Annotated in this window: 18 protein-coding genes, 1 tRNA gene and 1 pseudogene; 13 read left to right on the plus strand and 7 right to left on the minus strand. The window is 64.8% G+C overall.

Going from position 1 to position 26,358, the window contains the following annotated elements; genetic code table 11:
• The first annotated feature begins 192 nt into the window (after positions 1-192).
• Both KF886_01175 and KF886_01180 read left to right on the plus strand, forming a co-directional pair.
• Positions 193-558 carry a four helix bundle protein gene (locus KF886_01175; protein ID MBX3175950.1) on the plus strand — a complete coding sequence of 122 codons (366 nt, stop codon included), beginning with the start codon at positions 193-195 and terminating at the stop codon, positions 556-558.
• Between the two features lie 85 nt (positions 559-643).
• Complete coding sequence (locus KF886_01180; protein ID MBX3175951.1) at positions 644-1,525, plus strand: 3-hydroxyacyl-CoA dehydrogenase family protein; 882 nt, start codon at positions 644-646, stop codon at positions 1,523-1,525.
• Between the two features lie 330 nt (positions 1,526-1,855).
• Here KF886_01180 and KF886_01185 read toward each other — a convergent pair whose 3' ends face one another.
• A complete protein-coding gene (locus KF886_01185; GenBank protein ID MBX3175952.1) occupies positions 1,856-3,214 on the minus strand; it encodes a hypothetical protein in 1,359 nt (452 codons plus the stop codon).
• A gap of 398 nt (positions 3,215-3,612) precedes the next feature.
• On the opposite strand from KF886_01185, the gene KF886_01190 reads away from it, so the two are divergent.
• Together KF886_01190 and KF886_01195 are read left to right on the plus strand one after the other, a co-directional pair.
• Positions 3,613-4,980 (plus strand): hypothetical protein, encoded by a 1,368-nt coding sequence (locus KF886_01190; GenBank protein MBX3175953.1) that lies wholly within the window; start codon positions 3,613-3,615, stop codon positions 4,978-4,980.
• Positions 4,977-5,351: a hypothetical protein gene (locus tag KF886_01195; protein MBX3175954.1), complete on the plus strand. Its 375-nt coding sequence runs from the start codon at positions 4,977-4,979 to the stop codon at positions 5,349-5,351. The genes KF886_01190 and KF886_01195 overlap by 4 nt, the downstream gene beginning before the upstream one ends.
• A 157-nt stretch (positions 5,352-5,508) precedes the next feature.
• Here KF886_01195 and KF886_01200 read toward each other — a convergent pair.
• A pseudogene (locus KF886_01200) lies at positions 5,509-5,703 on the minus strand (type I restriction-modification system subunit M N-terminal domain-containing protein).
• A 531-nt stretch (positions 5,704-6,234) separates the two neighbouring features.
• Positions 6,235-6,311 (minus strand) — tRNA-Met (locus tag KF886_01205).
• 182 nt (positions 6,312-6,493) lie between these two features.
• Here KF886_01205 and KF886_01210 point away from each other — a divergent pair.
• From KF886_01210 to KF886_01220, 3 genes are all read left to right on the plus strand, one after another.
• Complete coding sequence (locus KF886_01210) at positions 6,494-7,588, plus strand: hypothetical protein (GenBank protein MBX3175955.1); 1,095 nt, start codon at positions 6,494-6,496, stop codon at positions 7,586-7,588.
• A gap of 156 nt (positions 7,589-7,744) precedes the next feature.
• The gene (locus tag KF886_01215) at positions 7,745-7,966 is read left to right on the plus strand and encodes a hypothetical protein (GenBank protein ID MBX3175956.1); all 222 of its coding nucleotides are present in this window, start codon (positions 7,745-7,747) and stop codon (positions 7,964-7,966) included.
• Positions 7,956-8,390 (plus strand): PIN domain-containing protein, encoded by a 435-nt coding sequence (locus KF886_01220; protein ID MBX3175957.1) that lies wholly within the window; start codon positions 7,956-7,958, stop codon positions 8,388-8,390. Before KF886_01215 ends, KF886_01220 begins: the two co-directional genes overlap by 11 nt.
• 105 nt (positions 8,391-8,495) lie before the next feature.
• On the opposite strand, the gene KF886_01225 is transcribed toward KF886_01220, so the two are convergent.
• From KF886_01225 to KF886_01235, 3 genes are all read right to left on the minus strand, one after another.
• Complete coding sequence (locus KF886_01225; protein MBX3175958.1) at positions 8,496-9,335, minus strand: hypothetical protein; 840 nt, start codon at positions 9,333-9,335, stop codon at positions 8,496-8,498.
• A complete protein-coding gene (locus tag KF886_01230; protein ID MBX3175959.1) occupies positions 9,332-10,738 on the minus strand; it encodes a DUF1501 domain-containing protein in 1,407 nt (468 codons plus the stop codon). Before KF886_01230 ends, KF886_01225 begins: the two co-directional genes overlap by 4 nt.
• Positions 10,739-10,897: 159 nt before the next feature.
• Positions 10,898-13,339: a PSD1 domain-containing protein gene (locus KF886_01235; GenBank protein MBX3175960.1), complete on the minus strand. Its 2,442-nt coding sequence runs from the start codon at positions 13,337-13,339 to the stop codon at positions 10,898-10,900.
• 200 nt (positions 13,340-13,539) lie between these two features.
• Between KF886_01235 and KF886_01240 the strand changes: the two genes are divergently transcribed.
• The 4 genes from KF886_01240 (at position 13,540) to KF886_01255 (ending at position 21,154) form a co-directional block, all read left to right on the plus strand.
• The gene (locus KF886_01240; protein ID MBX3175961.1) at positions 13,540-14,802 is read left to right on the plus strand and encodes a hypothetical protein; all 1,263 of its coding nucleotides are present in this window, start codon (positions 13,540-13,542) and stop codon (positions 14,800-14,802) included.
• A gap of 98 nt (positions 14,803-14,900) precedes the next feature.
• A complete protein-coding gene (locus KF886_01245; GenBank protein MBX3175962.1) occupies positions 14,901-15,125 on the plus strand; it encodes a hypothetical protein in 225 nt (74 codons plus the stop codon).
• Positions 15,126-15,927: 802 nt separating this feature from the next.
• Complete coding sequence (locus KF886_01250; protein MBX3175963.1) at positions 15,928-19,125, plus strand: PAS domain S-box protein; 3,198 nt, start codon at positions 15,928-15,930, stop codon at positions 19,123-19,125.
• A gap of 313 nt (positions 19,126-19,438) precedes the next feature.
• Complete coding sequence (locus KF886_01255) at positions 19,439-21,154, plus strand: DUF4091 domain-containing protein (protein MBX3175964.1); 1,716 nt, start codon at positions 19,439-19,441, stop codon at positions 21,152-21,154.
• Positions 21,155-21,360: 206 nt separating this feature from the next.
• On the opposite strand, the gene KF886_01260 is transcribed toward KF886_01255, so the two are convergent.
• A complete protein-coding gene (locus KF886_01260; GenBank protein MBX3175965.1) occupies positions 21,361-23,094 on the minus strand; it encodes an IS1182 family transposase in 1,734 nt (577 codons plus the stop codon).
• 465 nt (positions 23,095-23,559) lie between these two features.
• On the opposite strand from KF886_01260, the gene KF886_01265 reads away from it, so the two are divergent.
• Entirely contained in the window at positions 23,560-24,888 is a 1,329-nt protein-coding gene (locus KF886_01265) for a Gfo/Idh/MocA family oxidoreductase (GenBank protein MBX3175966.1), read from the plus strand.
• Between the two features lie 503 nt (positions 24,889-25,391).
• Positions 25,392-26,180: an HAD family hydrolase gene (locus KF886_01270; protein MBX3175967.1), complete on the plus strand. Its 789-nt coding sequence runs from the start codon at positions 25,392-25,394 to the stop codon at positions 26,178-26,180.
• The last annotated feature ends 178 nt before the right edge of the window (positions 26,181-26,358 follow it).

Raw genomic sequence — 26,358 nt, forward strand, 5'->3', positions numbered from 1 at the left:
GAATGGTGAATGGTGAATGGTGAATGGTGAATGGTGAATGGTGAAGGGTGAATGGTGAAGGGTGAAGGGTGAAGGGTGAAGGGTGAAGGGTGAAGGGTGAAGGGTGAAGGGTGAATAGAGAATAGAGAATAGAGAATAGGGAATAGGGAATAGAGAATAGGGAAGAGAGAAGAGAGAAAAGTGGGTGAAGCAATGGAAACGGCCGAGCACATAACAACGCGCACGTTTAATTTCGCCGTTCGTGTAGTAGAGCTGGCAACGTTTCTGGACAGTAAACCCGGCGTCTCGGGTACGCTCGCGAAGCAATTGCTCCGTGCCGGGACGTCGATCGGCGCCAACGTGGAGGAAGCCCAGGGTAGTCAGAGCCGCGCAGACTTCCTCTCAAAGATGTCCATCGCCTTGAAGGAGGCCCGTGAAACGCTCTACTGGCTCCGGCTCCTACAGGCGGCGCACCTCTGCTCAGAAAAGCAGTTGGCGGAGATGACTGCGGAGGCCAACGAGATTGTGAGTATACTGGTTGCTATCGTGATCAACACCAGGAAGAACAATTCGGCCTGAAAAGTAAGCGCCACCGGAAGTTCTCGGTTTCAATTCACTATTCACTATTCACTATTCACCATTCTAAATTCCCCTGAGGAGCGTCATGAACCCAAAACACATCGCCGTCGTCGGCGCCGGATTCATGGGTTCCGGCATCGCCCAGCTCGCCGCCACCCACGGCCACACCGTCACGCTGGTGGACACGTCCGAGGACGCCATCACCCGCGCTCTGGGCCACATGGACTGGTCCCTCCGGAAGCTGCGCGAAAAAGAAGTGCTCATCAGCAGCCCCGACGCTGCCCTCAAGCGCATCACCACCGGAACCCGCCTCGAACTCGCAGCCGACGCCGATCTCGTCTTCGAATCCGTACCCGAGATCGTCGAGCTCAAGCGCGAGGTCTTCGCCGATCTCGACCGCATCTGCAAGCCCGAAGCCTGCCTGGCCTCCAACACCTCCACCATCCCCATTCATTTCCTCGCCGAAGCCACCCGCCGCCCGGACCGCGTGGCCGGCGCCCACTTCTTCTTTCCCGTCCCGCTCAACCCGCTCCTCGAACTCATCCCCGCCCCCCAGACCAGCGCCGCCACGCTCATGCTTATCCGCGACGTGTGCGAGGGCTTCGGCAAGTTCATCGTCCACGTGAAAAAGGATGTGCCCGGCTTCATTATGAACCGCGTCTTCGGCGCCATGACCTGCGAAGCCATTCGCCTCGTCGAGCAGGGCGTCTGCTCCGTCGCCGACGTCGACAAGGGCCTCACCACCGGCTATGGCATGCTCCAGGGGCCCCTCGCCAAGGCCGACATGGCCGGCCTCGACGTCTGCCTCCTGGCCTTCACGCATATCCACGAGATCGACCGCTGCGAGGCCCTGCGCCCTCCCGAGCTCCTCAAAAAGCTCGTCCGCGACGGCCACCTCGGCATCAAAACCGGCCAGGGCTTCTACCACTACGACGACAAAGGCAAGCCCACCGGACCTGCGGTGTAGGGAAAGGCAACACTCTAGCGGAATGAAGGTAGCTCTATTTCTCGACGACACAAATCCGCGCCGCAACGGAGGCGCCGACCAATGGGAGCGCGGGCGGCCCGCCCGCACCGCGCCGCAGGCGCGAATCTGATAAGCGGCGGTAATCCGAGTACGATCGTCTCCCTGGCCAAACCCCAGGTAGTGCAAACAAACCATGCACCTCCGGTGCATTGCAGGCGGGGACGCCTGCGCTCCCAGCCTTCCGCACGCTCCTCGTAATACCGCGGCATGACAAGAAAGATCGGGGCCTATTTCATACCGCTAAAGTGTTACGGGAATAAACGCGGCCACTCACTCCGGCGCGCCGACGCGCCACAGGGTGACCGACCGCCCTTCGGCGCCGTCCGTCTCCGGCGCAATCGTAAACTGCGTCACGATCCCGCCGTAGCCCGTCGCGCCCGCCAGATCCACGGTATACGTCCGCGGCTCGCCATCGGGGATCACGTCAAACGCAACCGCACCGCCGCCCTCGCCCTGGAAGCCGCGCCAGCGCAGCGTGGCCGACGTGCCCCCCGTGTCAAAGGCGGCCCGGATCTGGATCGCCGGCAGATCGCTCGCCTTCCAGAAACCGTCCGGACCGATAAGCCGGGGGTTCTCGCCCGCCAGCGTAACGCGCCAGGCGCCGTCCAGCGGCCAGCCCGCGTCGCGCGCATCCGCCAGCGTCCAGCTCTCCCGGTCCCGCGCGAAGGTATAGTCCGGCAGGGCGTGGCCCGGGGTGTTTTCGTACACGTACTTGCGGATTTCCTCCAGCTGCCCCACGATCAGCGTGTACGTGTACGTGTATTCAATGTTGTGGTCCAGGATCTCGCGGCGCGTCGGCGAGATATAGCCCGTAGGCCCGTCCTTTGGGCCGCCGCTCCCCGGAACCCCCGCAAATCCGCCCGTGTACGTATACGTGTTCGGCGTCCAGACGCCCACGCCGAAACCGTCCTCCCGCACGAGCGCCGACCAATTCTCCGTCGCGTACCAGTTGTCCCACGGGCCGCCCGGCGCCTCCGCCGGGGGAATCCGCGTGTCCCACACCTTCTCGATCCGCCGCACCGGCGCCCCGGTAAACGGCGCGTCGCCATCGTACGTGAAGAGGCGGTAATACGTCCCGTTCGTGTAGACCGCCGGCAGTTCCTGGCCCCGCGCCGGATACTGCGTCTCGTCGCCGCGCGCATTGTTGATCCGCGAGCGCGCCCGCACCGTGTTCCCCTCCAGCGTGAGCCACGTCTCAAACGTGCACTCCCCCGGCTCGTTGTCCAGCGGCCAGTGCATCGGGATGCACTTCACGTACAGCTCCGTCCCGCTGTTCGTGTGCGCGATCACCTTCGACGGGTTGTCGAACGCGTCCCCCGACTGGATCGGATTCCAGCCGATAAAGGTCCAGTTCTTCGCCGGCTGCTTCCCGCTCGGCGGGATATACGGAACCGGTCCCGAATAGAACGACATCTGGATCTGCCGGCCCCAGTCGTGGCTGTTGATCATGTTCTCGTCGCTGCCCGATTCCGAGAGATACGTGATCGCCCCCCCAATGTCGAGGTCGACGCCTATTCTGATTTCGCCATTGTCCAGGTAGCTCATGCCCGAAAAGGCGGGCTCCACGGTGGCGGCGGCGATAGCCAGGGCGAATAACAGCGCGGATACGGCAAGGCGGGAGTACTGCACGATAAACCTCTCATTCATACAAGGCGCGGCGGCGGGGAGTCCCCGTGACGCCCGATCCGCCGCCTACCCGCACTCTACCCGCCAGCGCCAGCAAATTTCCACGCCGCACCGCGCCATGCGCGCAATCGGGACTCGCAGCGGTACGCAGGATTCGATCCCGACGTGCAGCGCGATCCCGCCGCCCACGGGTCGCAGACCCGCGGGCGGCGGGTGGAGGACGTTCGGCTTCGAGCGGCATCTTCTTTCCGGCGCTCTACGGCAAGTTCATCTATAGAAGCATGAAGCATAACGTTTTGGCTTGCGGCCAGGGCGCGCCGGCCGACATACTCTCAAGCGCCGCCGTGCAAAAGGCGGCCACGGGCCGGACAACGGCAACGCACAACACGGAGGGTGAATCGATGGACGGTTACCGGGAGAAACTGCTCGGGTTGGACAGGGAACGCCTTGTCGACGCCCTGGTAAAGATCGCCGCGCGCCCGGAGACCGCGGAGGATGTCATTGAGCGGCTGCTGAACACACCGGATGAAAAACGCCATCGGGCGAAGCGCGCCATCGCGGATCTGAAAAGCGGCGATCAATATTACGACTGGCGGGCCTCCCACGCGTTCGCCTTGGAACTCGAAGGCGTCGTCGAGACCATCGTCGAATCCGCCGCGAGCCCGGAAGAGGGGATCGAGCTCCTCGCCGAGTTCTTCGAGGCGGACCGCGATGCCATCGAATGCGCCGACGACTCGGACGGCCAAATTGGCGCCGTGTATTCCATGGACGCCACACATGCGTTCATCGCCTTCGGCCAGCAGTGCAACGACAAGGCCTGGCTCGCGGAACGCGTCATTGAACTGCTCGCGGGCGACGACTACGGCCTGCGGGAGGACCTGCTCGAGAGCGCGCGAGACATGTTCCCGGAGGATTCGCTCCGGGCCATGGCCGAACGCCTCTGGATGATGGCGGAGGAGCTTCCATCCGGCAATCACAGCGCGGACTACCGGCGCCGGAAGTGCTTCGTCGGGGTGCAAACGCTGGCCCGCCAGCTGGGCGATGCCCCCCTGTACGAGAAGGCGACCCGCGCCGCCGGGCCCGACTTCGGCGGCGCGTTGCCGCTCGACGTGGCCAGGATCTATCTGGAAACCGGCGATGCGGGCGCGGCCCTGCGGCTCGTGAAATCGGCCGATGTGGGCGAGGCCTATCGCCCGGAGAAAGACGAACTGCTTTATACCATCCACGAGCGCCAGAAGAACCGCGCGGCCTGGGAGGAGGTCGCGTGGCGCATCTTCCGGCGGCGGCGCGCCGCCGACACCTTCGAACAACTCCTCCGCGCGATCGGCCCGAGGCGGCGCAACACCGTCCTGCGCGAGGAGCGAAAAGCGATTCTCGAGGAACCCCGCCTCTCCTGCGCGGACGCCGCCTTCCTCATCGAAACCGGCTGCCTGGATGACGCGGCGAAATACGTCTTGAAGCACGCCGATCAGCTGATCCGCGCGGGACACCACGACCTGGCCCCCATGGCCGAAGCACTCGAAAACGGCGGCCATCCCCTCGCCGCCACCCTCTGCTACCGGGCGCTCACCGATGCCGTTCTCGCGCGCGGCGCCTCCAACGACTACCACCACGGCGTCCGATACCTCAAACGCCTCGACGCCCTCGCCCCCGCGATCACCGGCTGGGGCGAATTTCCAGGCCACCGCGAATACGTGCAACGGATCGTGGAAAACCACAAGCGCAAGCGCAGCTTCTGGGGACAATATGGAGGCATTCCCGGCGTATGAAACAGCGAACCCTGGCCAGCATCTGCCCCGACTTCCCCGAATGGCCCGAGCGCTGGATGGGCCTCGAAAAAGATAGGGTCTACGGCGAAGGCCTCCTCGAGGCCATGCGCCCGTTCGCGGAATCCCTCGTCGACTCCAAACTCGCGAGCAGCACGGTAAAGCGCCACCTGGACAACCTCTGGCTCCTCGGAGGCGAGATCATCCGCAACGTAAGCGCGCACAACGACTACGGCGAGCCCCCGCAAAACCAGCTCCGCGACGCAGTCGGCCCCGACGGAGGCCCCTACTGCCGCCACCTCCACACCGAAGAGGAAGAAAGAGCCTACGACGCCACATGCCGAAAGCTGCATAAGTTTCTGAGCGAGCGCTGAGCGCATCGAGAAGTGTCTGGCGATGTTCCTCTTGTGCAACATCCGTGCCTGGGCCGAGGTTGGGGGATAAGGCGCCGAGGTTGGGGGATAAGGCGCCGAGGTTAGGGGATAAGGCGTCGAGGTTGCCGGATAAAGCGTTGAGGTTGGGGGATAAGACATTGCTTTCGGATTCGAGCAGGGCCGCCGCATACACCTCGTCGTAGACATCCGACACCCGCATGAAGAACAACAATGGGAGAATGTAGGTCTTGAAGTCCGCCGCATCCACCGGCCCCCGGAGGATATTGGCCGACTCCCAGAGATGGCTGGACAGCATTCCTATGTCCAGCTCGGGCTCGGTTATGGGTGGCATTGGCGCGTCTCCCCCGTGGGTGGCTGTTCGCAATGTACCCCATAGTAGCAACGGGATTGTGGGGGGACAAGTGGCGTTCAGGGCAATCGCATTTAAACTCGATCTCGGTATATGGGCGTAAACTTGAGTCGATTTGGAACCTTGAATCAACGATAGTGAGCGTTTTGGAGCGCCGGCATCTGTGCCGGCAAGGTCAGGGATACGCCGCAGGCGAAATGCCAGCGCTCCAACACGCGCCCTTTTTAACATTGAAGGTGGTTCATGTGGTGCTCGGCTCGAGTTGGAAGTTTAAATGCGATTGCCCTGAAGTGGGTGTTGCCTAAGCCTTCGCGCGGATAGCGTTGGTAGATTGCGCACTTGGGACTTGAGGGGTGCCCTTGATGCGCCTTGGCTGGTCGCCGCGCGCATGTGAATTGGTATTCGAGGGTTTCGGCCCGTTTGGCCCGGATCGCGCACAACGATGGCTACAAGACCGTCTCCAGACACAAAAAAAGGGACCCGCGCATCTGCGCAAGTCCCTGATTTGATTATTGGTAGCGGGGGCCGGATTCGAACCGACGACCTTTGGGTTATGAGCCCAACGAGCTACCAGACTGCTCCACCCCGCGTTAGTTGTGCTAACTTCCTGTATAGTAGCAAATAGACGGCGGCGGGATCAAGGGCGATTCGCCGGGCAATTGTGATGCGACCGCTCGTCTCGCGCGGCGTACCGGCCCGCGGCGCTTGCATCGGGCCGGCGCGGGCGTGTAGCGTGCGGGCAGGGCGCGGTGGCGCCGGGAGGCTTGGGCCGATGTCGGATGTGGAGAGCAGTCCCGAATTTGAACAGTTGTCCGCGCTCTACCAGCGCTGGGTGCGGGCGTGGCTGCCGGCGGGTATCCCGCGCGAGCGCAACGCGACTTGCCACGACTGCGCCATGGCCGCGCCCGATGCGTCCTGCGGCGGCGAGGACCTGGGCTACTATGATCGCGGCCTCAAATGCTGCACCTATTTCCCCGACATCCCGAATTTCCTGGCCGGGCGCGCCCTGGCGGAGGACAACCCCGGGGCCGGCGCGCTGCGCGCCTTCGTCACCGGCGCCGATACACGTTTCCAGGCCACGCTGCACGGAATCCAGCCCGGCCCGAAGCTAATCACGCTCTACGATCAGCACCACAAACAGGGCTTCGGGCGCGATCCCGACCTCCTCTGCCCCTACGCCATCGACCGCGACGCCCCCGAGGGCCCGCGCTGCGGCATCTGGCAACAGCGGAATGGCGTCTGCTCGACCTTCTTCTGCAAGCACGTTAAGGGCCTCACGGGCTACCAGTTCTGGCAGACGATGCGGGGCCTGCTCGGCCAGCTGGAGAACGCGCTGGCGTGGTGGGCGATTCTGGAGCTGATCGACGCGCCGGATCGCGTGTTCAGCGCGGGCGCAAGGCGCGCGGGCGACCGGAACGCCGTCCTCATTGCGCCGGACGCGTGGCGCTTCTGGCCGGGGACGCGGGAGGCCTTCTACCGGGCCTGCGCGGAGCGTGTGGAAGCGCTCGATCCGGAAGAGGCCGTCGCCATCGCGGGCCAGGAGGCCCGGCTGTACCGCCTCGAGCTGGACAAACGCGCCGCGGAACTTCGCGCGACGGAGCCCCCATCCCGCCTGCGCGCGGTCCCGTTCAACGTGCTCCGGCAGGCCGGCGGGCGCACCACCATCCAGGCCCTCACCTGCGCCGAGCCCTTCGAGGCGCCCGACGCCCTCGTGCCGCTGCTGCGCTACTTCGACGGCGGCCCCACACCCGAGACGATCGAATCCATCCGCGAAGCCACAAAAATCCGGCTGGAGCCCAAGCTCGTGCGGCGCCTGTTCGACCTGGGCATCCTGGAGCGCCTGCCGGAAGCCGGGACCGAAATCTAGGCGGCCCGGGCGCATAGGGAGCGGGCCAATAGTGGGGCGGCGCTATCAGGCGCGTCTGGTATTCTCACACCAATCCCGTGCGGATTCCCGCTCGCCCGAGTGGTGAGTTTCCATGTAAACTAAAGGGCAGACACTCCCCATGGAGGCCGACGAGCAATGAAATCCATCACGGTACACGCGGATGAACGCCTTATTGAGGCGGCAGAGGCGCGGGCGCGCCTGGAGCACACCACGTTGGACGAGAAGATTCAATTGTGGCTTACCGATTATGCGGGTCGAGAAACGCGCGTGAAGCGCTATAGCGAAGTCATGACCGCGCTTCGTGGCAAGGTTCGCGTTGGGCGCAAGTTGACGCGGGATGAGATGAATGCCCGCTGATGTTTTTCTCGATACCAATTTGTTCGTCTACCAAATCGAGGCATTGGATGAGGCAAAATCGCCGATTGCGGACCGAATCATTGGAGAGGGGATTGCATCTGGCGGCGCCTGCATCAGTTTTCAGGTTGTGCAGGAGTGCTTGAATACCTTTACCCGGAAGGCAGAAATACAACTCGAGCCCAAAGAGATTCACGACTACCTGGAAGCGGTGTTGGCCCCGCTCTTGCACGTCGGTTCGAGCATTGGCCTTTATGCCAAGGCCATCGATATTCAAGACCGCTATAACTATGGCTTCTACGACGCTCTGATCATTGCCGCAGCTCTGGAGGCTGGTTGCTCGCGCCTCCTGACCGAGGACATGCAGCATGGGCAGCGGATTGAGGGACTGATGATCGAGAATCCGTTCCTGGATCGAAACAGTTAATTTGGGAGCTGGCTTTGAGTAGCGGAAAGCTGAGGACGATGAATTCCCAAGTGCGATCATCGTGGGCGGGTTGACAGAGGAACACGGAGGGGCAGTCAGATTTCGTCATCGCAACTTGGGGGACGGGTTCTTGCGCGATGTGAGAACCTTGCCCAGCCATGTCCCGGAGAAACGGCATCCGAAACTCCGCCAAAACAACTCCGACAAGGCGCTGGGTTCATTTGGGGCTGGCTTCCAGTAGCAATCCCGCCAGTTTTTGTCCCAATCGAACGAGGGCGGGTTCAGGCCTATACCCATCAGCTCACCAGCATCGGCCCATGTCTCGGGCCAAACAGAGCGCGGCCAGTCTGTTGCTTTCGTCTCGTCGCCGCCTGCTGTTTCAACCCTGACGAAGGGCAGTGCTCTGAGCCGTTCAAGATGTTGCCTATCCAACTCGGGGTCCATGGAATCGGCAGCTGGCAACCATCGGACGGCGATGTTCGCCTCTTCCCACCAGAGTTCAAGATTGCCGCTGGCCGCGCCGAATCCCTCGACAGCGCCCCTGTTGAGCACACAGGCCATATTCATCGAGTCACGATCTTCCGCGGCTTCGAAAACGAACGTTCGAACCCCTGCCAGCAGGGAGACCGCCACGCCCAACTTGAGTTGCCCTGTTAGCACGGCACGCGCAATTAAGCCCGCCTTCCCCGCCTTTTCTATGAAATCCGCGCAGTCCTGTGGGATGATCAGCGTATCCGGCGCCTCGAAATTGTCCGGCCAACTCCAGGGGATTTCCAGGTCCCGGTACTCCGGAGGCAGGTCATTGATCCCCATCAGCGAGTACCAATAATGTCCCTCCCGGTGGCTGAACCCGCAGATATATACGTCCGGATGCAATTCGCCAAGACGCTTCCAATCGGGCTCTTCGTCAAATACGAAGGTCGGCTGCCAGTAATGAGCGTTCATGCCCCAATAAGCTTCGGGTTAAAGTGGCCCTCGTTGATGGTGGGGCGTTCGAGGCGGCCGCGGTTGTTGTAGGTGAGCTTCATGTTGTCGAGGCCGAGGAGGTGGAGGATGCTGGCGTGGATGTCGTGGACGTGCATTTTGTCTTCGGTGGCGTAGAGGCCGAGGTCGTCGGTGGTGCCGATGACCTGGCCGCCCTGGACGCCGCCGCCGGCCATCCACATGGAGAAGCCGGTGGGGTTGTGGTCGCGCCCGTCGCCTTTTTCGCTCATGGGGGTGCGGCCGAATTCACCGCCCCACACGACGAGCGTCTCGTCCAGCAGGCCGCGCTGCTTGAGGTCCTTCAGCAGGCCGGCGACGGGCTTGTCCATGGAGCGGCAGAGGGCGGCGTGTTCGGGCTCGATCTTGTCGTGGGAATCCCACTTGCTGCCGGTGCCGCTGTAGAGCTGTACGAATCGGACGCCGCGTTCGACGAGGCGCCGCGCGAGGAGGCAGTTGCGCCCGAAGGTGTCGGTCTCCTTCTCGCCGATGCCGTAGAGCTCCTGGATATGGGCGGGCTCCCGGTTGATGTCGACCGCGGCGGGGGCTTCGGCCTGCATGCGGAAGGCGAGTTCGTAGCTTCGGATGCGGGCTTCGAGTTCGGATTGCTGGGGGCGCGCGCCGGCGTGCTCGCGGTTGAACGCGTCCAAAAGCGCGAGTTTCTCGGCCTGGCGTTCCGGCGTTTGATCGGCGGGCGCGTGGAGATTGGCGATGGGCTCGTCACTGGCGCCGTCGATGCGCACGCCCTGGTGGGAAGCGGGAATAAAGCCGCTGCCCCAGTTGCGGGGGCCGTTGACGGGCCGCCCTTTATTGTCGCAGAGGACGACGAAGGACGGGAGGTTCTCGTTGGCGGAGCCGAGACCGTAATTGACCCAGGCGCCGAGGGAGGGGCGCCCGGCGATGTTGGTGCAGGTGTTCATCTGGCATACGCCGCCGGAGTGGTTGATGCCATTGGTCCAGCAGGAGCGGATGACGGCGATGTCGTCCATGCAGGAGCCGATGTGGGGAATCCACTCGGAGGCCCAGAGCCCGCTCTGTCCGTGCTGGGTCCAGGTGCGGGGCGCGGGCAGCAGTGGCGAACCCTTTTCGCCCATGGCGGTGATGGGCTCGACAAAACTGGGCGGCAGGGGCTTGCCGGCGAGCTTGTTCAGCAGGGGCTTGGGGTCGAGCAGGTCGAGGTGGCTGGGGCCGCCTTCCATGAAGAGGAAGATGACGCTCTTCGCGCGGGGCCGGTGGTGGGCCAGGGGGACGGCGAGCGTGGCCGCGGCGTCGCGGTTGAGGAGCCAGCCGAGGGCGAGCGCGCCGAAGCCCGCGCCGGTGCGCTGGAGGAAGTCCCGGCGGGAGTGGACGCGCTCGTGGTGCGGCAGGCCGTTGTCGCGGCAGATTCGTGAGGTCACGGGTACATCCTTTGGGCTTTCGGGACGGCGTTGGTCGGGGCCGTCCCGGGTTTGCTTGCGACCTTTGAGCTACTTCCGTTGTCGAAGCGAGTTACTTCGGCTTGCGCAAACGCGCGTGGGTGTTTCGGTTCAGTCGACATACATGAACGCGTTCGAATTGAGCAGCACATGACAAAGATCCAGCAGCTTCTGGGGCTCCAGGGCGCCATCGGCGGCGGTGACGTAGTCGAGGGCGCGTTGGCGTTCCGCCGCGGTCGGTGGGCGACCCCAGGCGGTGCGGAAGGCCAGGGCCAGCGTGTCCTCGGGCGCGCCTTCTGTGGTTTTTCTTATCCGGGCGGCGAATTTTTTTGCGCGATCGATCGTGTATTCGCCGTTGATGAGCATGAGCGCCTGGGTGGGTGTGGTCGTGGCGTTGCGCTGGGCGGTGCTGGTTAGGCCGTCGGCGGTGTCGAAGATGGCGAGCATGGGCTCGAGGGTGTTGCGCAGGCGCTTTACGTAGAGGCCGCGGCGGGGCGCCTTGACATCCACGCTCGGGCCGCCGGTTTTGGCGTCGAGCTCGCCGCTGGCGACGAGCATGGCGTCGCGGATTTCCTCGGCGCCGAGGCGTCGGACACGCGCGCGCCACAGGAGGAGCTCGCCGGGGTCCTTCATCTGGTTGGCGACGGCTTCGGGGTGGTAGGCGGACTGGCGCCAGGCGGCGGAGTTCAGGATGAGGCGGTGAAGGTGCTTGAAGCGCCAGCCGTTCTCCACAAATTCCGCGGTGAGCCAGTCCAGCAGTTCGGGGTGCGTGGGCGGCTGGCCCAGGTGCCCGAAGTCGCTTGCGGAGGGGACGATGCCCTCGCCGAAATGCTGTTGCCAGATCCGGTTAACAATTACGCGCGTGGTAAGCGGGTTTTCCGGGTGGCCGATCCAGCGGGCGAGGGCGCTGCGGCGTCCGGAGCTGCCTTCGGCTCCGGGGGTGACGACCGGTTCCACGGGCAGTCCTTCGAGTACGGTGAGGAAGCGTGGCGGAATGGGCGTGCGATCCGGATCGTCGGGCATGATGGTGGGCGCGAGGGGGCCCTGGTGATCGGCGACGGCCATGACGGCGGGCAGCGGGGCCGGCGGAGGCGGGCCGCACTCTTTCAGGGCCGCTTCCAGAGCGGCGAGTTTTTCCTTGTCCTCCGTGGACATCGCGCGTAGGGGGCCGCCCCCTTCCTCGATGCACTGCCGCGCCACCAGGTACGCCATCTGCGCCTCCCAGGAGTCGCGCTGCGCGGGGTCCTTCTGGTAGCAGGCCTGGATATCGAGGGGGAACATGTCCGAGACCTTCTCGGCGTGCTTTTCGTAGTAGGGGCGGGTCAGCGCATCGATCTCGGCGCGCATGAACGCCGTGGCCTCTTCCCAGGCGGAAAGTTCCCGCTTCCATTCGACCTGGCGATCCGGGGTGACGGCGGGGACGTCGTCCTTCCAGACGATGGGCTCGAAAAAGGCGCGCAGGCTGAAGTAGTCGGTCTGCGGGATGGGGTCGAACTTGTGGTCGTGGCAGCGGCTGCACGCCATGGAGAGGCCGAGGAAGACGTTTCCGGTGACGTCGGTGACCTCGTTCATGATGGAGTCCCAGTGGTCCCGGGCATTGCGCTGGTTGTACTCGTAGATGCCGAGCCGGAGGTATCCGGTGGCGGTAGTGGCGTCGGGATCGCCGGGCGCCACTTCGTCGCCGGCGAGCTGTTCGAGGACGAATTCGGTGTAGGGCTTGTCGGCGTTGAACGCGTTCACTACGTAGTCGCGGTAGCGCCAGACCTGATCGCGGTACCGATCCTGGTTCCAGCCGTCCGACTCGGCGTAGCGTACGAGGTCGAGCCAGAATCGCGCCCAGTGTTCGCCGTAGCGGGGATCGTCGAGGAGGCGATCCACGAGGCGGGCCCAGGCGTCGGGCTCTGTATCGCGCACGAACTGGTCAATTTCCTCCGTCGTGGGCGGCAGGCCGAGGAGGTCGAAGTAGAGGCGGCGAATGAGGGTGGTCCGGTCCGCCTCGGGGGCGGGCCGAATGTTGGCCCGGCGCTGGGCACGGTAGATGAACCGGTCGATGGGATTGGCCGACCAGGCGTCGCCGGAGACCTCGGGGACGGGTGGCCGGGTTACAGGCTGGAAGGCCCACCAGGCGCGGTCGGCCTCCGTGATCTCGCCGGCGGTGTCCCGGATCTCGGCGGCGTGCTCCGGCCAGGGGGCGCCGGCGGCGACCCAGGCTTCGAGGTGGGCGATATCGGCTTTCGCGAGGGGCAGGTCCGGAGGCATCTCCAGGCCGTCGTAATGAATAGCGCGGACGAGGAGGCTGGCCTGGGTATCGCCGGGGACAAGCGCGGGCCCGGTGTCGCCGCCCTGAAGCATCGCCTGACGGGAGTCGAGACGCAGGCCGTTCTTCTGGCGTTCCGGGCCGTGGCACTGGACGCAGTTGGCGGCGAGAATGGGGCGGATGTGCTGCTCGAAGTAGTCGGGGGAATCGGGCAGGGCTTGCCCGGCCACCGCCGCGGTCGCGGCGGTGCATAGGAATAGCGGCGCGAGCGCCGCGTGTGTCCAGGATTTGCCCATCTGGCAGCCTGCCTCTGCGTGCCGGTGCGGGGAACGCCCGCGCCAGCGTGGAACTTCAACCACACAGCCTTTTGGAAGTCTACCATAACAGGGCCGGGATGAAAAATCGGGGAAATCGTGGCGGCGAAGGACTGCCCCCAGCCACGCCACCGGTGTTACTATGCTCCGCGTACACGCACCCTCACCACGGGAGTCACCCAATGCCAACGAAAAATCGCGCCACAACAGCGCTCGTCATCCGCCTGGCCGTGCTCCTGGCCGCGCCCGCCTTTGCCCAGCCCGCGCCCGCGGAGGCGTTCGCCCCGGCGGCCAACCCCGCCTTCCAACTTGACTACGCCAGCCCCACCGCCGACAAGCCCCAGTCGAAACTCTGGTACATGGACGGATGCTGGTGGGCGCTGCTACCCCGCGCCACCGGCCCCTCGCTCTGGCGGCGGACGGACGCCGGCTGGCGCGAGCATTCCGAAGTCGCCCGCGCGCTCCAGGGAGCCCCCGGCCGCGCCGATGTATGGCCGGGAGAAGACGGCATCACCGCCGCCGCCGTGACCGGCCTCACCAAGTCCAATGGCGCCATCTCTGTATTCCGCCTCGTCCGCCAAAGCGAATCCGGGACCGGCCATTGGGAAGCGCGGGTCCTCGCGGAACTCAGTCCGCCTTCTCCGGAGGACGCCATCGAAACCGCCACAATCGCCCGCGACGCCGCCGGCGCCTGGTGGGTTGCGGCGGTCGCGGGCGTCAAGGTCTGCGTGTGGGCCGCGCCCCCGGACGCCACGGCCTGGTCGGATCCCATTGTCCTCGCCGAAGGCGTCGATCCCGACGACATCGCCGCCGTGACGCCTCTGCCGGACAACCAGATCGGCGTGCTCTGGTCCGACCAGCGCCGCGAGGCCTTCCTCAAGCGGGCCCACAACGACGGCGCCCGGCCGGAGGACTGGGAGCCGGAAATCGCCATTCAAATAGGCGGCAAGGCCGCCGACGACCACATCAACACCGTTCTCGCCCCTGGCGGAACGCTCTGGGCCGCGACCAAGAACGAAATCGATACGGACGGCCAACCCCAATTCACGCTCCACGAACGTATCGCCGGCGGCGCCTGGCGCTCCTGGCCCTACGCCGTCCGCACCGCCACAACGCGCCCCAGCCGCCCCATCGCCGTCGCCAGCGCGGACTGCCCCGCCATCCTCACCGGCTACGGCGACAGCGACCGCGCCCTGCCCTTCCCGCACAACGCAAGAATCGTCTTTTCCCGCGTCAATCCGGAGGTCCCCGGGCGCATCGAGCCGCCCCGAACCGTTATCGCCCCCGACCCGGCGCACCAGAGCGCCATCCAGAATGTCACCGGCCCGCGCCACCCCTTTCCTCCGGATGCGCCCTGGATCGTTCTCGCCTCCGACCCGGAAGGCCGCGTCTACGAAGCCGATCTCCGCGGCGCCTTCCCCGAACTCGCCCAGCCGAACCCCTGATCCGCACTGGATCTCGCTGGCGAAATCGGCCAAATCGGCGTATCATGATCAATCGACGATAAGATGCGCCCACGCGGCGCCGCCAGCGCATTTTTGTCATGCCGCGATACTACTACTACTACTACTACTACTACTACTACTACTACTACTACTACTACTACTACGAGAGCGCGCAAGGCTGGGAGCGCAGGTCGAAGACGCGCCGTGGAGGGCGTCCCCGCCTGCCATGCACCGGAGGGGCATGGCGTGTTTGCAATATCGGCACACTTGATCGGGGAGACAATTGGGGCTCATCCGGTTTGAAGGTGCTTCGGCAACGATGACGGCTAAGGGTAGATTACTCGGTTCTCATTTCCGAGCGGCGACGCTATGAGCGGATACGAGATTCCTTAAACCTTGTCTGTGGTGCAGGCCGTATTTTCGGCAGCAGAACTGGATGCCAACGCACTCTTTCGGCCCGAAGGGCCAACGCAGTTTTCAGCCCTGGGCAACGCCCAGGGGTTGAGCGGTGGGTTTCTTATACGCCCTGAAAGGGCAGCGCAGTTGAAATTCAGAAGCGCTGGACCGGCTCACCACTGCGCTGCCCTTTCAGGGCGGGGAAGGTGGTGTCCCCGTATTCCCCGGGCGTTGCCCGGGGCTGGGAGCTGCACTGGCCCTTCGGGCCGAAAGGCCAGTCGATACGATTTCACCAACAGAGGCCCCAACCGGCTTACATCGACGGTTCCGGATAATTCGGGCACGGAGAAGCGCCTATGAATAATCCCGTACGCTCAAACCGGATGGGCCACAATTGGACCCGGACTACCGCTGTTTAACGGACTCGCGCCTCCGGCGCGTTGCGGGCGGGCCGCCCGCGCTCCCATTCGTCCGTACTTCCGTTGCGGCGCGGGATTCTTTCGTCGAGGATTCAAGCCAGCTTCATTCCGGCTTAGAATTACGAGTTTTGTGGGAGGCGGTTTCATCCAAGTATAGTGAGTAAGTGAATAACCACGGGCAGCCGGGGCGCCGCCAGACTGACTATCGCCCCGCCGGAAACTGGGGCCGTCGTCGCGCCCCCTTCGGGCGCGCCGAATGGCGCTGCCACGGGAGTTTGAGGTCTTGGGCGTCACTTGGAAAATCCTCGCTGTGATTGGCGATCCGGCCGAGTTCCAGGCGATCACCCAGTCGCTTGCGCGCGCCGGCCACAATGCCGAGTGTCGCCACGTAACCGATCCCGGCCAACTCGCGGCGCTCACCAGCGAACCCTGGGACGCGCTCGTATGCGGTCTTCACCAGGAACGTGGCGGCGTCGAATCCTGCCGGGCCACCGTGCGGCGCCACTTTCCCGATCTCCCCATCATCCTGCTCGCGGGCGATCTCCCCGCCGAGAAGGCCGTCGAGTACCTTAAGCTCGGCATCGCCGATTTCGTGCGCCGGGACGACCTCGCCCGCCTCGGCCCCTGCGTCGAACGCGCTATCGAGGAGGCCCGGGCGCGCGAAGCCCACCAACAGGCGGAAGCCCGCCTCCTGGAAAGCCGGCAGTTCGCGCAGGCCGCGCTCGACGCCCTCAGCCCCCGGATCGCCGTGCTGGACGCGCACGGCGGCGTCCAGGCCGTCAACCGCGCCTGGCGCGAATTCGAGGAACAGTATGGGCCCGACCCCGCCGCCGCCCTGGAAGGCGGGAATTACCTCAATGCCCCTGAGTCCTGCCATCCGGAGTGCGCCGCCCTGCTTCGAGAGGTCATCGCCGGCCGTGAGGCCGAGTCCACATACGAATACCAGGGTCACTGCGGCGGCGAACCGCGATGGTACCGCTGCCGCATGGCCCGATTCGGCGGGGACGGACCCGACCGCATCGTCGTGACCCACCTCGACATTACCCCCCAGAAGGAGGCCGAGGAAGAACTGCGGCGGCGCGAGGAACAGCTGCTCCAGCAGCGAAACGCCCTGATCGCCCTTACCAGCGCCGCCTCCATCAGCCGCGACGATCTCCATTACGCCCTGCGCCAGGTCACCGAAACCGCCGCCCATACCCTTGGCGTCGCGCGCGCGAGTATCTGGCGTCTTGTGGCGGATCGCTCCGGTATTGAATGCCTGGACCTCTACGACCAGGTGCTCGCCACGCACGAGAGCGGCGCGACCCTCGCCGCCAGCGACTATCCCGCCTACTTCCGCGCCCTCGGCGGTTTCGGGCTTATCGCCGCGAGCGACGCCGCGCGGGACCCGCGCACCCGCGAGTTCGCCCGCGACTATTTTCCCGCCACCGGCATCACCTCCATGCTCGACGCGCCCGTGCACTTCGGCGGCCTGCTGCACGGCGTCCTCTGCTGCGAACATGTCGGCCCGATCCGGCAATGGACCTCCAACGAGAAAACATTTGTAATCGCCCTCGGAAACCTCGTCTCCCTCGCCCTGGAGGAGTGGGAGCGCCGCCAGGCCGAGGAGCGCCTCCGTCTCCAGAGCGCCGCCATGATCGCCGCAAGCAACGGCGTATTGATCACCGAACGTGACGGCCTCATCACCTGGGTCAATCCCGCCTTCACCGCCATGTCCGGCTATTCCCTCGAAGAGGCGATCGGTAAACACCCCCAGGATCTTCTCGATTCCGGATGCCACGAAACCGCGTTTTTCCAAGAACTGTGGAGCACCATCCTGGCCGGCCAGGTCTGGTCCGGCACCATACTCAACCGCCGGAAAGATGGGAGCCTCTACAGCGAAAGCCAGACCATTTCCCCCATACGGGACGAACACGGCGCCATCACCCACTTCGTCGCCATCAAAGAGGACGTCACCGAGAAGCTCGCCGCCGAACAGCGCCTCCACGAGGCCCAGGACCGCCTCCAGCGCGCCGTCAGGGCCGGCAAGATCGTCCTCTGGGAATGCGATATGCGCGAGGGCGCCGTCTCCTACTCGGCCGAGTGGCTCGTGCCGGCCAACGCCGAACCCGACCCCGACACGCTCACCGTCCAATACTGGCTCGATCAAGTCCACCCCGAGGACGCCGGCCCCCTGCGCGAGGATCTCGAAACCTGCGCCAACAACCCCGGCGCGCGGTTCCAGCGCGAGCTCCGCCTGCGCAAGGGCAACGGCGAGTACCGGTGGATTCTCATGGCGGCCTCGTCCGACCCCGCCGCCACCGAAACGCCCGCCCGTATCATCGGCACCAATATCGACGTTTCCGATAGAAAGCGCCTCGAGTCGGAATACCAGCAGGCCCAGAAGATGGAAAGCGTTGGCCGCCTCGCCGGCGGCGTCGCACACGACTTCAACAACCTCCTCGGCGTCATCGGCGGCTACTCCGAATTCGCCCTCCAGACCCTTGAAGAAGACGACCCCCTCCGCGACGAAGTCATCCAGATCAAAAACGCCGCCGATCGCGCCGCCGACCTCACCCGCCAGCTCCTCGCGTTCAGCCGCCGCCAGATCATGCGCTCCGAAGTCACCGACATCAACGGAATCGTCTCCGACCTCGAAAAAATGCTCCAGCGCGTCATCGGCGAGGACATCGAACTCGACGTAAACCTCGCCCCCGAACTCGGCTCGGTCATGGCCGACCGCGGACAGATCGAGCAAGTCCTCATGAACCTGTCCATCAACGCCCGGGACGCCATGCCGCGGGGCGGGCGCCTCGCCATCGCCACCACCAACCAAACCCTCGGCGAAAGCGACGCACAGCAGCGCCCCGGAGCCGACCCCGGCGACTATGTCTGCCTCACCGTGCGCGACAACGGCGTGGGCATGGACCAGCGCACGCTCGACCGGATCTTCGAGCCCTTCTTCACCACCAAGGAACAGGGCAAGGGCACCGGACTCGGCCTCGCCACCGTCTACGGCATCGTCAAGCAGAGCGGCGGCGGCATCTGGGTCACCAGCGCCCCCGGCCAGGGAGCCGAATTCCAGATCTACCTGCCCCGCATCGACGCCCCCGCAACCGAAGAGCGCGCCCCCGCAACCGCCCCCCACATCACGCGGGGCAGCGAAACCATCCTCCTCGCCGAAGACGAAGAAGCCCTCCGCGCCGTGACCCACATGATCCTCACCCACGCCGGCTACACCGTCCTCGCCGCCGAAAGCGGCAGCCGCGCCATCGAGCTCATGCGCGAAAACACCGGCCAGGTCGACCTCCTCCTCACCGACGTCGTCATGCCCGGGCTCAGCGGGCCGCAGCTCGTCACCGAGCTGAAGGCTATCGCGCCCGATCTCAAAGTGCTCTTCATGTCCGGCTACGCCGACGACACCGTCATCCGCCACGGCATCCTCGCCGAAGGCGTCGAATTCATCCACAAACCCTACAGCTTCGCCCAGCTCACAAAAAAAATCCGCGAAGTCCTCGACAAGCCATAATCCGGCCCGTACCACGTGATTCCGCCGTCAAGGGACGTACCCGCGCACCTGCGCCCGATCCTGGAACGCACTCCCCGCGTCAACCAGGCGCCCGTTTTCCAAACGGCAATCGCTCCACAGCGGGGGTACGTCCCGGCCGGGGTATCCCCACAACATCGATCCGCCACGGACTACCCGGCAACAACCGCAACCAACAGCACATCACCGCCACCCGCTCCCCAATCCACCCGCGCCACCATTGATACCCCAGCCAGCCCGCCGTATACTGCCAACACAACCCGCGCCATCACACAGCGCCACCGGAGACCCGCCCATGCGCCACCGAACAACGCCGATCCTCGCCGCCCTGCTGGCCCTGGCCAGCCTCGCCGCGCACGCCGAGGCCCGCCTCGAACTCACGCCGCTGCCACCCACCGTCCGCGCGCGCCCGACCGGCCCCCTCCCCGCCGCCGCGCACGCCGCCCTCAAGAGCGCCCGCAACGAATACGAGTCCCTCCAGATCGCCATCACCGCGCGCGGTGAAAACGCCAGCCGTGTCGACGCCGCCATTACCCCCTTCACCAGCGCAACCGGCGACACACTTCCCACCACAGCCACCACGCTCTACCGCGCCGCCTTCGTGAACGTGCGCCATTCCGCCCCGCGCGCCACCGTCGCCCCCGGCCTCCTCCCCGATCCCCTCGCGCCCCTGGTCGACCCGTACACCGGCGAGAAGATTCCCGCCGGCCGCTGGACCGGCGATCGCGTGGAAGGCGCCACCCACGGCGGCGCCCCCTTCGATCTCTGGGCCGATCACCACGAGATCCTCTGGCTCGACGTGCACACCCCCGAAGGAGCCGCCCCCGGCCAATACACCGCCACGCTCCGCGTCACCGCCGCCAACGCCGCCGCCGCCGAACTCCCGATCACCCTCTCCGTCTGGGACTTTACCCTGCCCGCCGGCCCCTCGCACGAAAATCACTTCGGCGGTTTCGGCCGCCTGGCCGCCTACCATGGCCTCGACCCGCACAGCGACGCGTTCATCCAGCTTGAAGAGCGCTACAGCGCCGCCCTCGCCGCCCACCGGATCAACCCGGAGCTCCCGCGCCACCTCCACCCCGCGCCGGAGGAGGACGGAACCGTCCGCTTTGACGAAGCCGCGGACGCCGCCATCACCGCCTTTGTCGATCGCCACCACCTCACCAACATCCAGATCCCCGGCGCCCCGTTTGGCGATCCCCTCGGCGCCAACCGCGAGAAAGCCGCACGCTTCTACCGCGCCTGGCACGAATATCTCCAGGGCAAGGGCTGGGCCGATCGCGCCTACCTCTACATGCTCGATGAACCCAACGATCCCGAAGCCTACCAGCGCGTCGTCGATCTCGGCGCCATGGTGCGCGAGGCCCACCCCGGCATCCGCCGCCTCGTCGTCGAGCAGACCTACACCCACGATCCGGCGTGGCCCGCCCTGGAGGACGCCATCGATATCTGGTGCCCCCTCTTCGGGTTCGTGGACGAGCCCAGCACCAAACGCCTCCAACAGGCCGGCGACCACGTCTGGAGCTACACCGCGCTAACCCAGGTCGCCCCGCCCTACCACCCCGTCTACGAAAACGTGAAAGACGACCACCCGCCCTTCTGGCAGATCGACTTCCCCGTAACCGCCTACCGCGCCGCCCCCTGGCTCAACCGCCGCTACGGCATCACCGGCCTCCTCTACTGGTCCATCGTGTACTACGGCTCGCCCGAGCGAGACCCGTGGGACGACCCCGGATTCCGCGTCCGGTGGAACGGCGAAGGCGCCCTCTTCTACCCCGGCGACCGCGCCGGCATCGAAGGCCCCGTCGCCTCCATCCGCCTCAAGAACCTCCGCGACGGGATGGAAGACTACGAGTACTTCGTTCTCCTCGAACAGCACGGCGGCCGCGACGCCGTAGACGCCATCGTCCGCGAGGCCGTCCCCACCTGGGGCAGTTGGAAAAGCAACCCCGAAGCCCTCCCCGCCCTCCGCGAGCGCCTCGCGGAGGAGATCCTGCGGCGAAATGGCTGATTTATCGTACGTCGAAACTGCGAAAAACGTAATGTTTTAGCCGTCTGAAATAGTCACCCTCGTCCACGCGACGGTGGCGGCTTTCGGTGATCGTAAACCGTCATCCCCACGAAAGGGGACGTCGATTTAACTGGTGCGGACGCCTCAAAACCCACAAGTTTGTGCTGCTGCCCTACAGCGTCATTCCCGCGAAAGGGGCTGTCGATTTAGGCCGCCGTTGTAGTGAGTATGGTTTTCCATTGGCTCGTTCGGTGGCGCCAGGTTGTCGTGCGCCGCGCCTTGCGAACGTATATGGCCCAGAATGGGAGTCTTTTGTGCCCAGTTCCATGCATTTTGCCGCTCGTACGGGGAATATTTCCGTTTCCTGGGCCGCCGGAAGCGGATCTCGCCTCCATGGCCAGCAGCTTCTTGAGGTTGTAGGCGCTACATATCCAATTCCATTCGGTTCGGACCTTTTGGAGGCCCCGCAGGGTGAAGCGCCGGATGCCCATGTTGCCTTTGACGACCCCGAAGACGCCTTCGATGCCGGGGGATCGTTGCTTGTAGATTTCTTTGCCTTCGGGGGTGGCCATGCGCTGGTCTGCGGCCTCGCGCAGGTTTTCGTGTTCGTCGCGGGTAATACTGCGCGCGCCCCCTTTGCCTTTGATGCATTCACTGGCCAGCGGGCAGTTGGCGCAGGCCGTGGTCGTGTAGTAGGTGCTTTGCGCACCGTTTTTGGATGTCCCGTGTTTGTACGGGTCGAGCTTTTCGCCCATGGGACAGTAGTAGGCGTCGGCTTGGGCGTCATAGACGAAGGCGCTGCGGGAAAATTGTCCCCCGGTCCGGGGCAGCCGGCTGCGGTCCTCTTCGGCAACGGGGACGGACGGGTCGGGGCGGGGGGCCGGATTGCCCGACTTCGAGGCCGAGCGGGTGGGCATGTAGGCTTCGGTCCCGTTTTCGGCGAGGGCTTCAAGGACGGGGCCCGCGGCGAAATTCGAGTCGGCCAGAACCGCCCCCACCTTTTCGCCCGTCAGCGCTTCGGCTGCGGCGACAGCGGGCATTACGGCCCCGGCCTCGTCCGAGTTCACAAGCACGTCGGCGTGGACAATGGCGCCCGTTTGGGATTCCACCGTGGCCGTAGGCGTATAGTTGGGTCCGAAGCCGCCTTCCTTGTTCGGCAGCATTTGCGATTCGGGGTCAGTCACAGGAACGCGCGCGGGCTTGGCGTTCTTTCCGTTGTGTTTGCGCGCCTGTTCGTCCCGCTCCTGGGCGATATCAAGGGCTTTTTGGTACTTGGCTCGCTTGGCCTCCAGCCGGGCGATTTCCTTGTTAAGCGCCGCGAGCGTCGCCTTTTCGTCCTCCGGAGGCGCCAGCCCATCGACTTCGGCCGTTTGCGCGGGCTGCTCCGTCTCCGCGTCGCCCTGCTTCAACGCCTCCATCCGCCGGTCCAGTTCCTCGATGAGGTATTCAATGGTCTGGGCCGTCCGGGCGCCCTGTCGGCCGCTGTCCGCCCGAAGCCGGGTGCCGTCGATAATCAGATGCAGCAGCGCCTCCTCCCGCCGATTCACCAGCGCCCTGGCAAAATGAACCTGCAACGCCTTGATAGCCTCCGCGTGTCGCGTTCGGAATTCGGCGAAGGTCGAATGGTCCGGCGTGAACCCCTCCAGAAGCCAGATAAAGTCCAGGTCCTTGTGGGACGCCCGCTCCAGTACCCGCGACGAGCGCATCCTGTTCAGCAGCCCCCACAGAATCGCCCCCGCCAGATAGCGCGGGTGGATGGGCGGCTGGCCCTTGCCCGTGTAGGCCTTCTCCCACGCGGACCAATCCACTTCCTCAAGAAGCGCAACGAGTACACGCACCGGCGCATCCCCCGCAATCACCTCATCGAGGCGTTGCGGGAAAAGCACGTGCTGCCCCCGCGGCATCTTGGGCGTGGCAAAACGCATGTCCCGTTTACTCATGGCTGGCTCCCAACGCAGAAAGGGTTTTGCATCATGAGCAATTATACCATATAGATACATATATGTCAAGGTGTTATCTGTCATATTTTTAGGCTGAACTTAAACCGACAGCCCCGAAAGCGGGAATCCAGTGGAATTCGGAGGTTTGTGCGATCGCGTTGCTGGATCCCCGCGTTCGCGGGGATGACGGCTCTGCTCATTCCTTCCATAGTGTAGGGCGCCTTAAGTATATCGACAGCCCCGTAAGTGGGTATCCAGAGACCATGCAACGTTAACCTCGCAAACGCTCTGGATCCCCGCCTTCGCGGGAATGACGAATGCATCCAGTGTAAGCAAGGCATCTCGAATCGGCGAACGCCTTACTCCAGAAGACGAAAAACGGCATTGACGAACTTCCCGCCCCTGGGCTACCATGGGGTAATACACGCTTTCCAACGCTTACCCCCACGTCAAGAGGATTTTCACATGAGTAACCTGTCACGCAGAGATTTCGTCAAGGGCGCGGCCGCCGCGGGCATCCTGCTCGGCACGTCCAAGACCTCCTGGGCCGGCGCCAACGAGCGCGTCCGCGTCGCTGTCATGGGCATTAATGGCCGCGGCAGGTCCCACCTCGACGGCTTCGCCGGGGTGGACGGGGCCGAGGTCACCACGCTGTGCGAGGTGGATTCCCGCCTCTTCGCGCCCCGCGTCAAGGAGTTCTTCACCGACAAGGGCCAGAAAGAGCCCAAGACGGAGCAGGACATCCGCCGGGTGCTCGACGACAAGGACATCGACGCCGTCTCCATGGCCACGCCCAACCACTGGCACTCCCTCGCCACCGTCTGGGCCTGCCAGGCCGGGAAGGATGTCTACGTCGAAAAGCCGATGACGCACAACATCTTCGAGGGCCGCAAGGTCGTCGAAGCAGCAAAAAAGTACAACCGTATCGTCCAGCACGGCACCCAGCTCCGGAGCAACCCCGGTTTCCAGGAGGGCATCGAGGAACTGCGGAACGGTATCATCGGCGACGTCTACATGGCCCGCGCCGTGTGCTACAAGTGGCGCCCGGGCATCGGCCAGGCCAAGCCCGGCTCGCCGCCCGCCGAACTCGACTGGAACCTCTGGCAGGGCCCCGCGCAGGAACGCCAGTTCATGGTCAATGAAAAGGGCGAGGGCATCTACGTCCCCTACTACTGGCACTGGGTCTGGGACTACGGCAACGGCGATATCGGCAATCAGGGCGTGCACCAGCTCGACGCCGCCCGCTGGGGCCTCGGCGTCGATGTGCCCTACCGCTGCGCGTCCATGGGCGGCAAGCTCCTCTGGGACGACGCCCAGGAGGTCTTCGACGTCTCCTCGACCTCCTACATGTTCAAGGGGAAGGACGGCCGGGATCTGATGATGACCCTCGAAGTGCGCCCCTGGTGCACGAACGACGAGGGCGGCGGCATGTCGTTTGGCGTCCTGTTCTACGGCTCCGAGGGCTGGATGACCTTCCCGAGTTACACGGGCTACAAGGCCTACCGCGGCCCCAAGAGCGGCGAACTGGTCAAGGAACGCTTCGACGGATCGGATCAGAATCACTACCAGAACTTCGTCGATTGCATCCGCAGCCGCCGCCACGAGGACCTCACCGCGCCCCCCATCGAGGGCCACTACTCCTCCGCGCTGTCGCACTACGCCCTTACCGCGGCCCGCGTCAATCGCGTCCTGGAAATCGACACCGAGACCGAGATGGTCAAGAACGACGACGAGGCCAATACGCACCTCACCCGCGTTTACCGCGAACCCTTCGTCGTACCCGAAACGGTCTAATTCGTAAGCAGATCACCCACCGCGCTGCCCGCCGCCACCCCGCGGCGGGCAGCGCGCTTTTTCATGAGCCGGGGTATTTCCCGGCCGCGCGGCATGACAAAGCCACCACGGGCTACTCCAACCGGGACGGGAGGAGCGCAAGACTTCACGCGATCGCTGCGCTTGTGAAAAGACCCCGGCCCCCATTGCATTCCGGTTTTGGGGACGCCGGGATTCTACTCCAGGCCAGCCATGCCCGTTGAAAGCGGATGCAGGCGTTGCCGCGGGCGCGCCGAAGGTGCGCCGCGGCGGCAATGTACGCAACCCTTTGGCCGTCCTTCCTCGCAGACTGCCGGGGCGCCTGGAATTATTCCCGCGCGCCGCATCTTACGGGTAAAAAATCGCCATTAATTCTAACTTCCGCCTAATCCCGCGCGCACAGTGCCGCGGTATCCTTCCTCCGACAAACATCAAGGCCGAAAGACGAAATCAGGCGGAAGGACTCCGCCGGGGAAAGGAACGGTATGAAGCAGGGATTCCTGATTGACATGGACGGGGTGATCTACCGGGGCAATGAAATGATCCAGGGCGCGGTGGAGTTCGTGGCGGCGATGCGCGCGAAAAAGATCCCCTTCCTCTTCCTGACGAACAACAGCCAGCGCACCCGGCGCGACATGGCCATCAAGCTGCGCCGCCGGGACTTCGACGTGGACGAACGCCACATTTTCACCTGCGCGATGGCGACGGCGCGTTTCCTGGCGCAGCAGAAGCCCAACGGAACCGCCTACGTCATCGGCGAGGGCGGCCTGCTCAACGCCCTGCACGACCACGGCTACGCGATTGTCGATCACGACCCGGACTACGTGGTGGTGGGCGAGGGGCGGACAATGAACCTGGAGATGCTGGAACACGCGGTGAACTTCGTGCACGCCGGGGCGAAACTGATCGCCACCAACCTCGACCCGAGCTGCCCCACCCCGACCGGCATCCGCCCCGGCTGCGGCGCCACGGTGGCCATGCTGGAAGCCGCGACGGGGGTCAGGGCCTTCAGCGTGGGCAAGCCCAGCCCGATCATGATGCGGGCCGCGCGCAAGGAGCTCGGCCTCAGCGCGGACGAGACCACGATGATCGGGGACACCATGGAGACCGACATCCTCGGCGGCGTGAACATGGGCTACCGGACGATCCTCGTGCTGTCGGGCGGCACGCGGGAGGAAGACCTCAAGCGCTACGGCTACCAGCCCGATCTCGTGGTCAATTCGATCGCCGACCTGTACACGCAGGACTTCCTGCGGGAGAGCCCGGCGGCGTAGGGGTGGAACGGATGGGCCGAGTCAGGGCCAGAGAGGAAACCCGGGAGCTCTTGTGGTTCTGGCGGGCGGGCCGCCGGCCCCACGTTGTCGCCGTTCGGAATGGCGCGCTTCCCTGGAATGCTCGAGGTGGCCGCGCCCGGATCCCTAATCGTCTCCGCCATCTCCAGCGCTGGGCCCC

The sequence above is a fragment of the Candidatus Hydrogenedentota bacterium genome (assembly GCA_019637335.1).
GTDB lineage: Bacteria > Hydrogenedentota > Hydrogenedentia > Hydrogenedentales > JAEUWI01 > JAEUWI01.

Coding starts and splice junctions, on each gene's coding strand:
- KF886_01175 (MBX3175950.1), top strand. CDS start 193: ATGGAAACGGCCGAGCACATAACAACGCGCACGTTTAATTTCGCCGTT.
- KF886_01180 (MBX3175951.1), top strand. CDS start 644: ATGAACCCAAAACACATCGCCGTCGTCGGCGCCGGATTCATGGGTTCC.
- KF886_01190 (MBX3175953.1), top strand. CDS start 3,613: ATGGACGGTTACCGGGAGAAACTGCTCGGGTTGGACAGGGAACGCCTT.
- KF886_01195 (MBX3175954.1), top strand. CDS start 4,977: ATGAAACAGCGAACCCTGGCCAGCATCTGCCCCGACTTCCCCGAATGG.
- KF886_01210 (MBX3175955.1), top strand. CDS start 6,494: ATGTCGGATGTGGAGAGCAGTCCCGAATTTGAACAGTTGTCCGCGCTC.
- KF886_01215 (MBX3175956.1), top strand. CDS start 7,745: ATGAAATCCATCACGGTACACGCGGATGAACGCCTTATTGAGGCGGCA.
- KF886_01220 (MBX3175957.1), top strand. CDS start 7,956: ATGCCCGCTGATGTTTTTCTCGATACCAATTTGTTCGTCTACCAAATC.
- KF886_01225 (MBX3175958.1), bottom strand. CDS start 9,335: ATGAACGCTCATTACTGGCAGCCGACCTTCGTATTTGACGAAGAGCCC.
- KF886_01235 (MBX3175960.1), bottom strand. CDS start 13,339: ATGGGCAAATCCTGGACACACGCGGCGCTCGCGCCGCTATTCCTATGC.
- KF886_01240 (MBX3175961.1), top strand. CDS start 13,540: ATGCCAACGAAAAATCGCGCCACAACAGCGCTCGTCATCCGCCTGGCC.
- KF886_01245 (MBX3175962.1), top strand. CDS start 14,901: ATGCCGCGATACTACTACTACTACTACTACTACTACTACTACTACTAC.
- KF886_01255 (MBX3175964.1), top strand. CDS start 19,439: ATGCGCCACCGAACAACGCCGATCCTCGCCGCCCTGCTGGCCCTGGCC.
- KF886_01260 (MBX3175965.1), bottom strand. CDS start 23,094: ATGAGTAAACGGGACATGCGTTTTGCCACGCCCAAGATGCCGCGGGGG.
- KF886_01265 (MBX3175966.1), top strand. CDS start 23,560: ATGAGTAACCTGTCACGCAGAGATTTCGTCAAGGGCGCGGCCGCCGCG.
- KF886_01270 (MBX3175967.1), top strand. CDS start 25,392: ATGAAGCAGGGATTCCTGATTGACATGGACGGGGTGATCTACCGGGGC.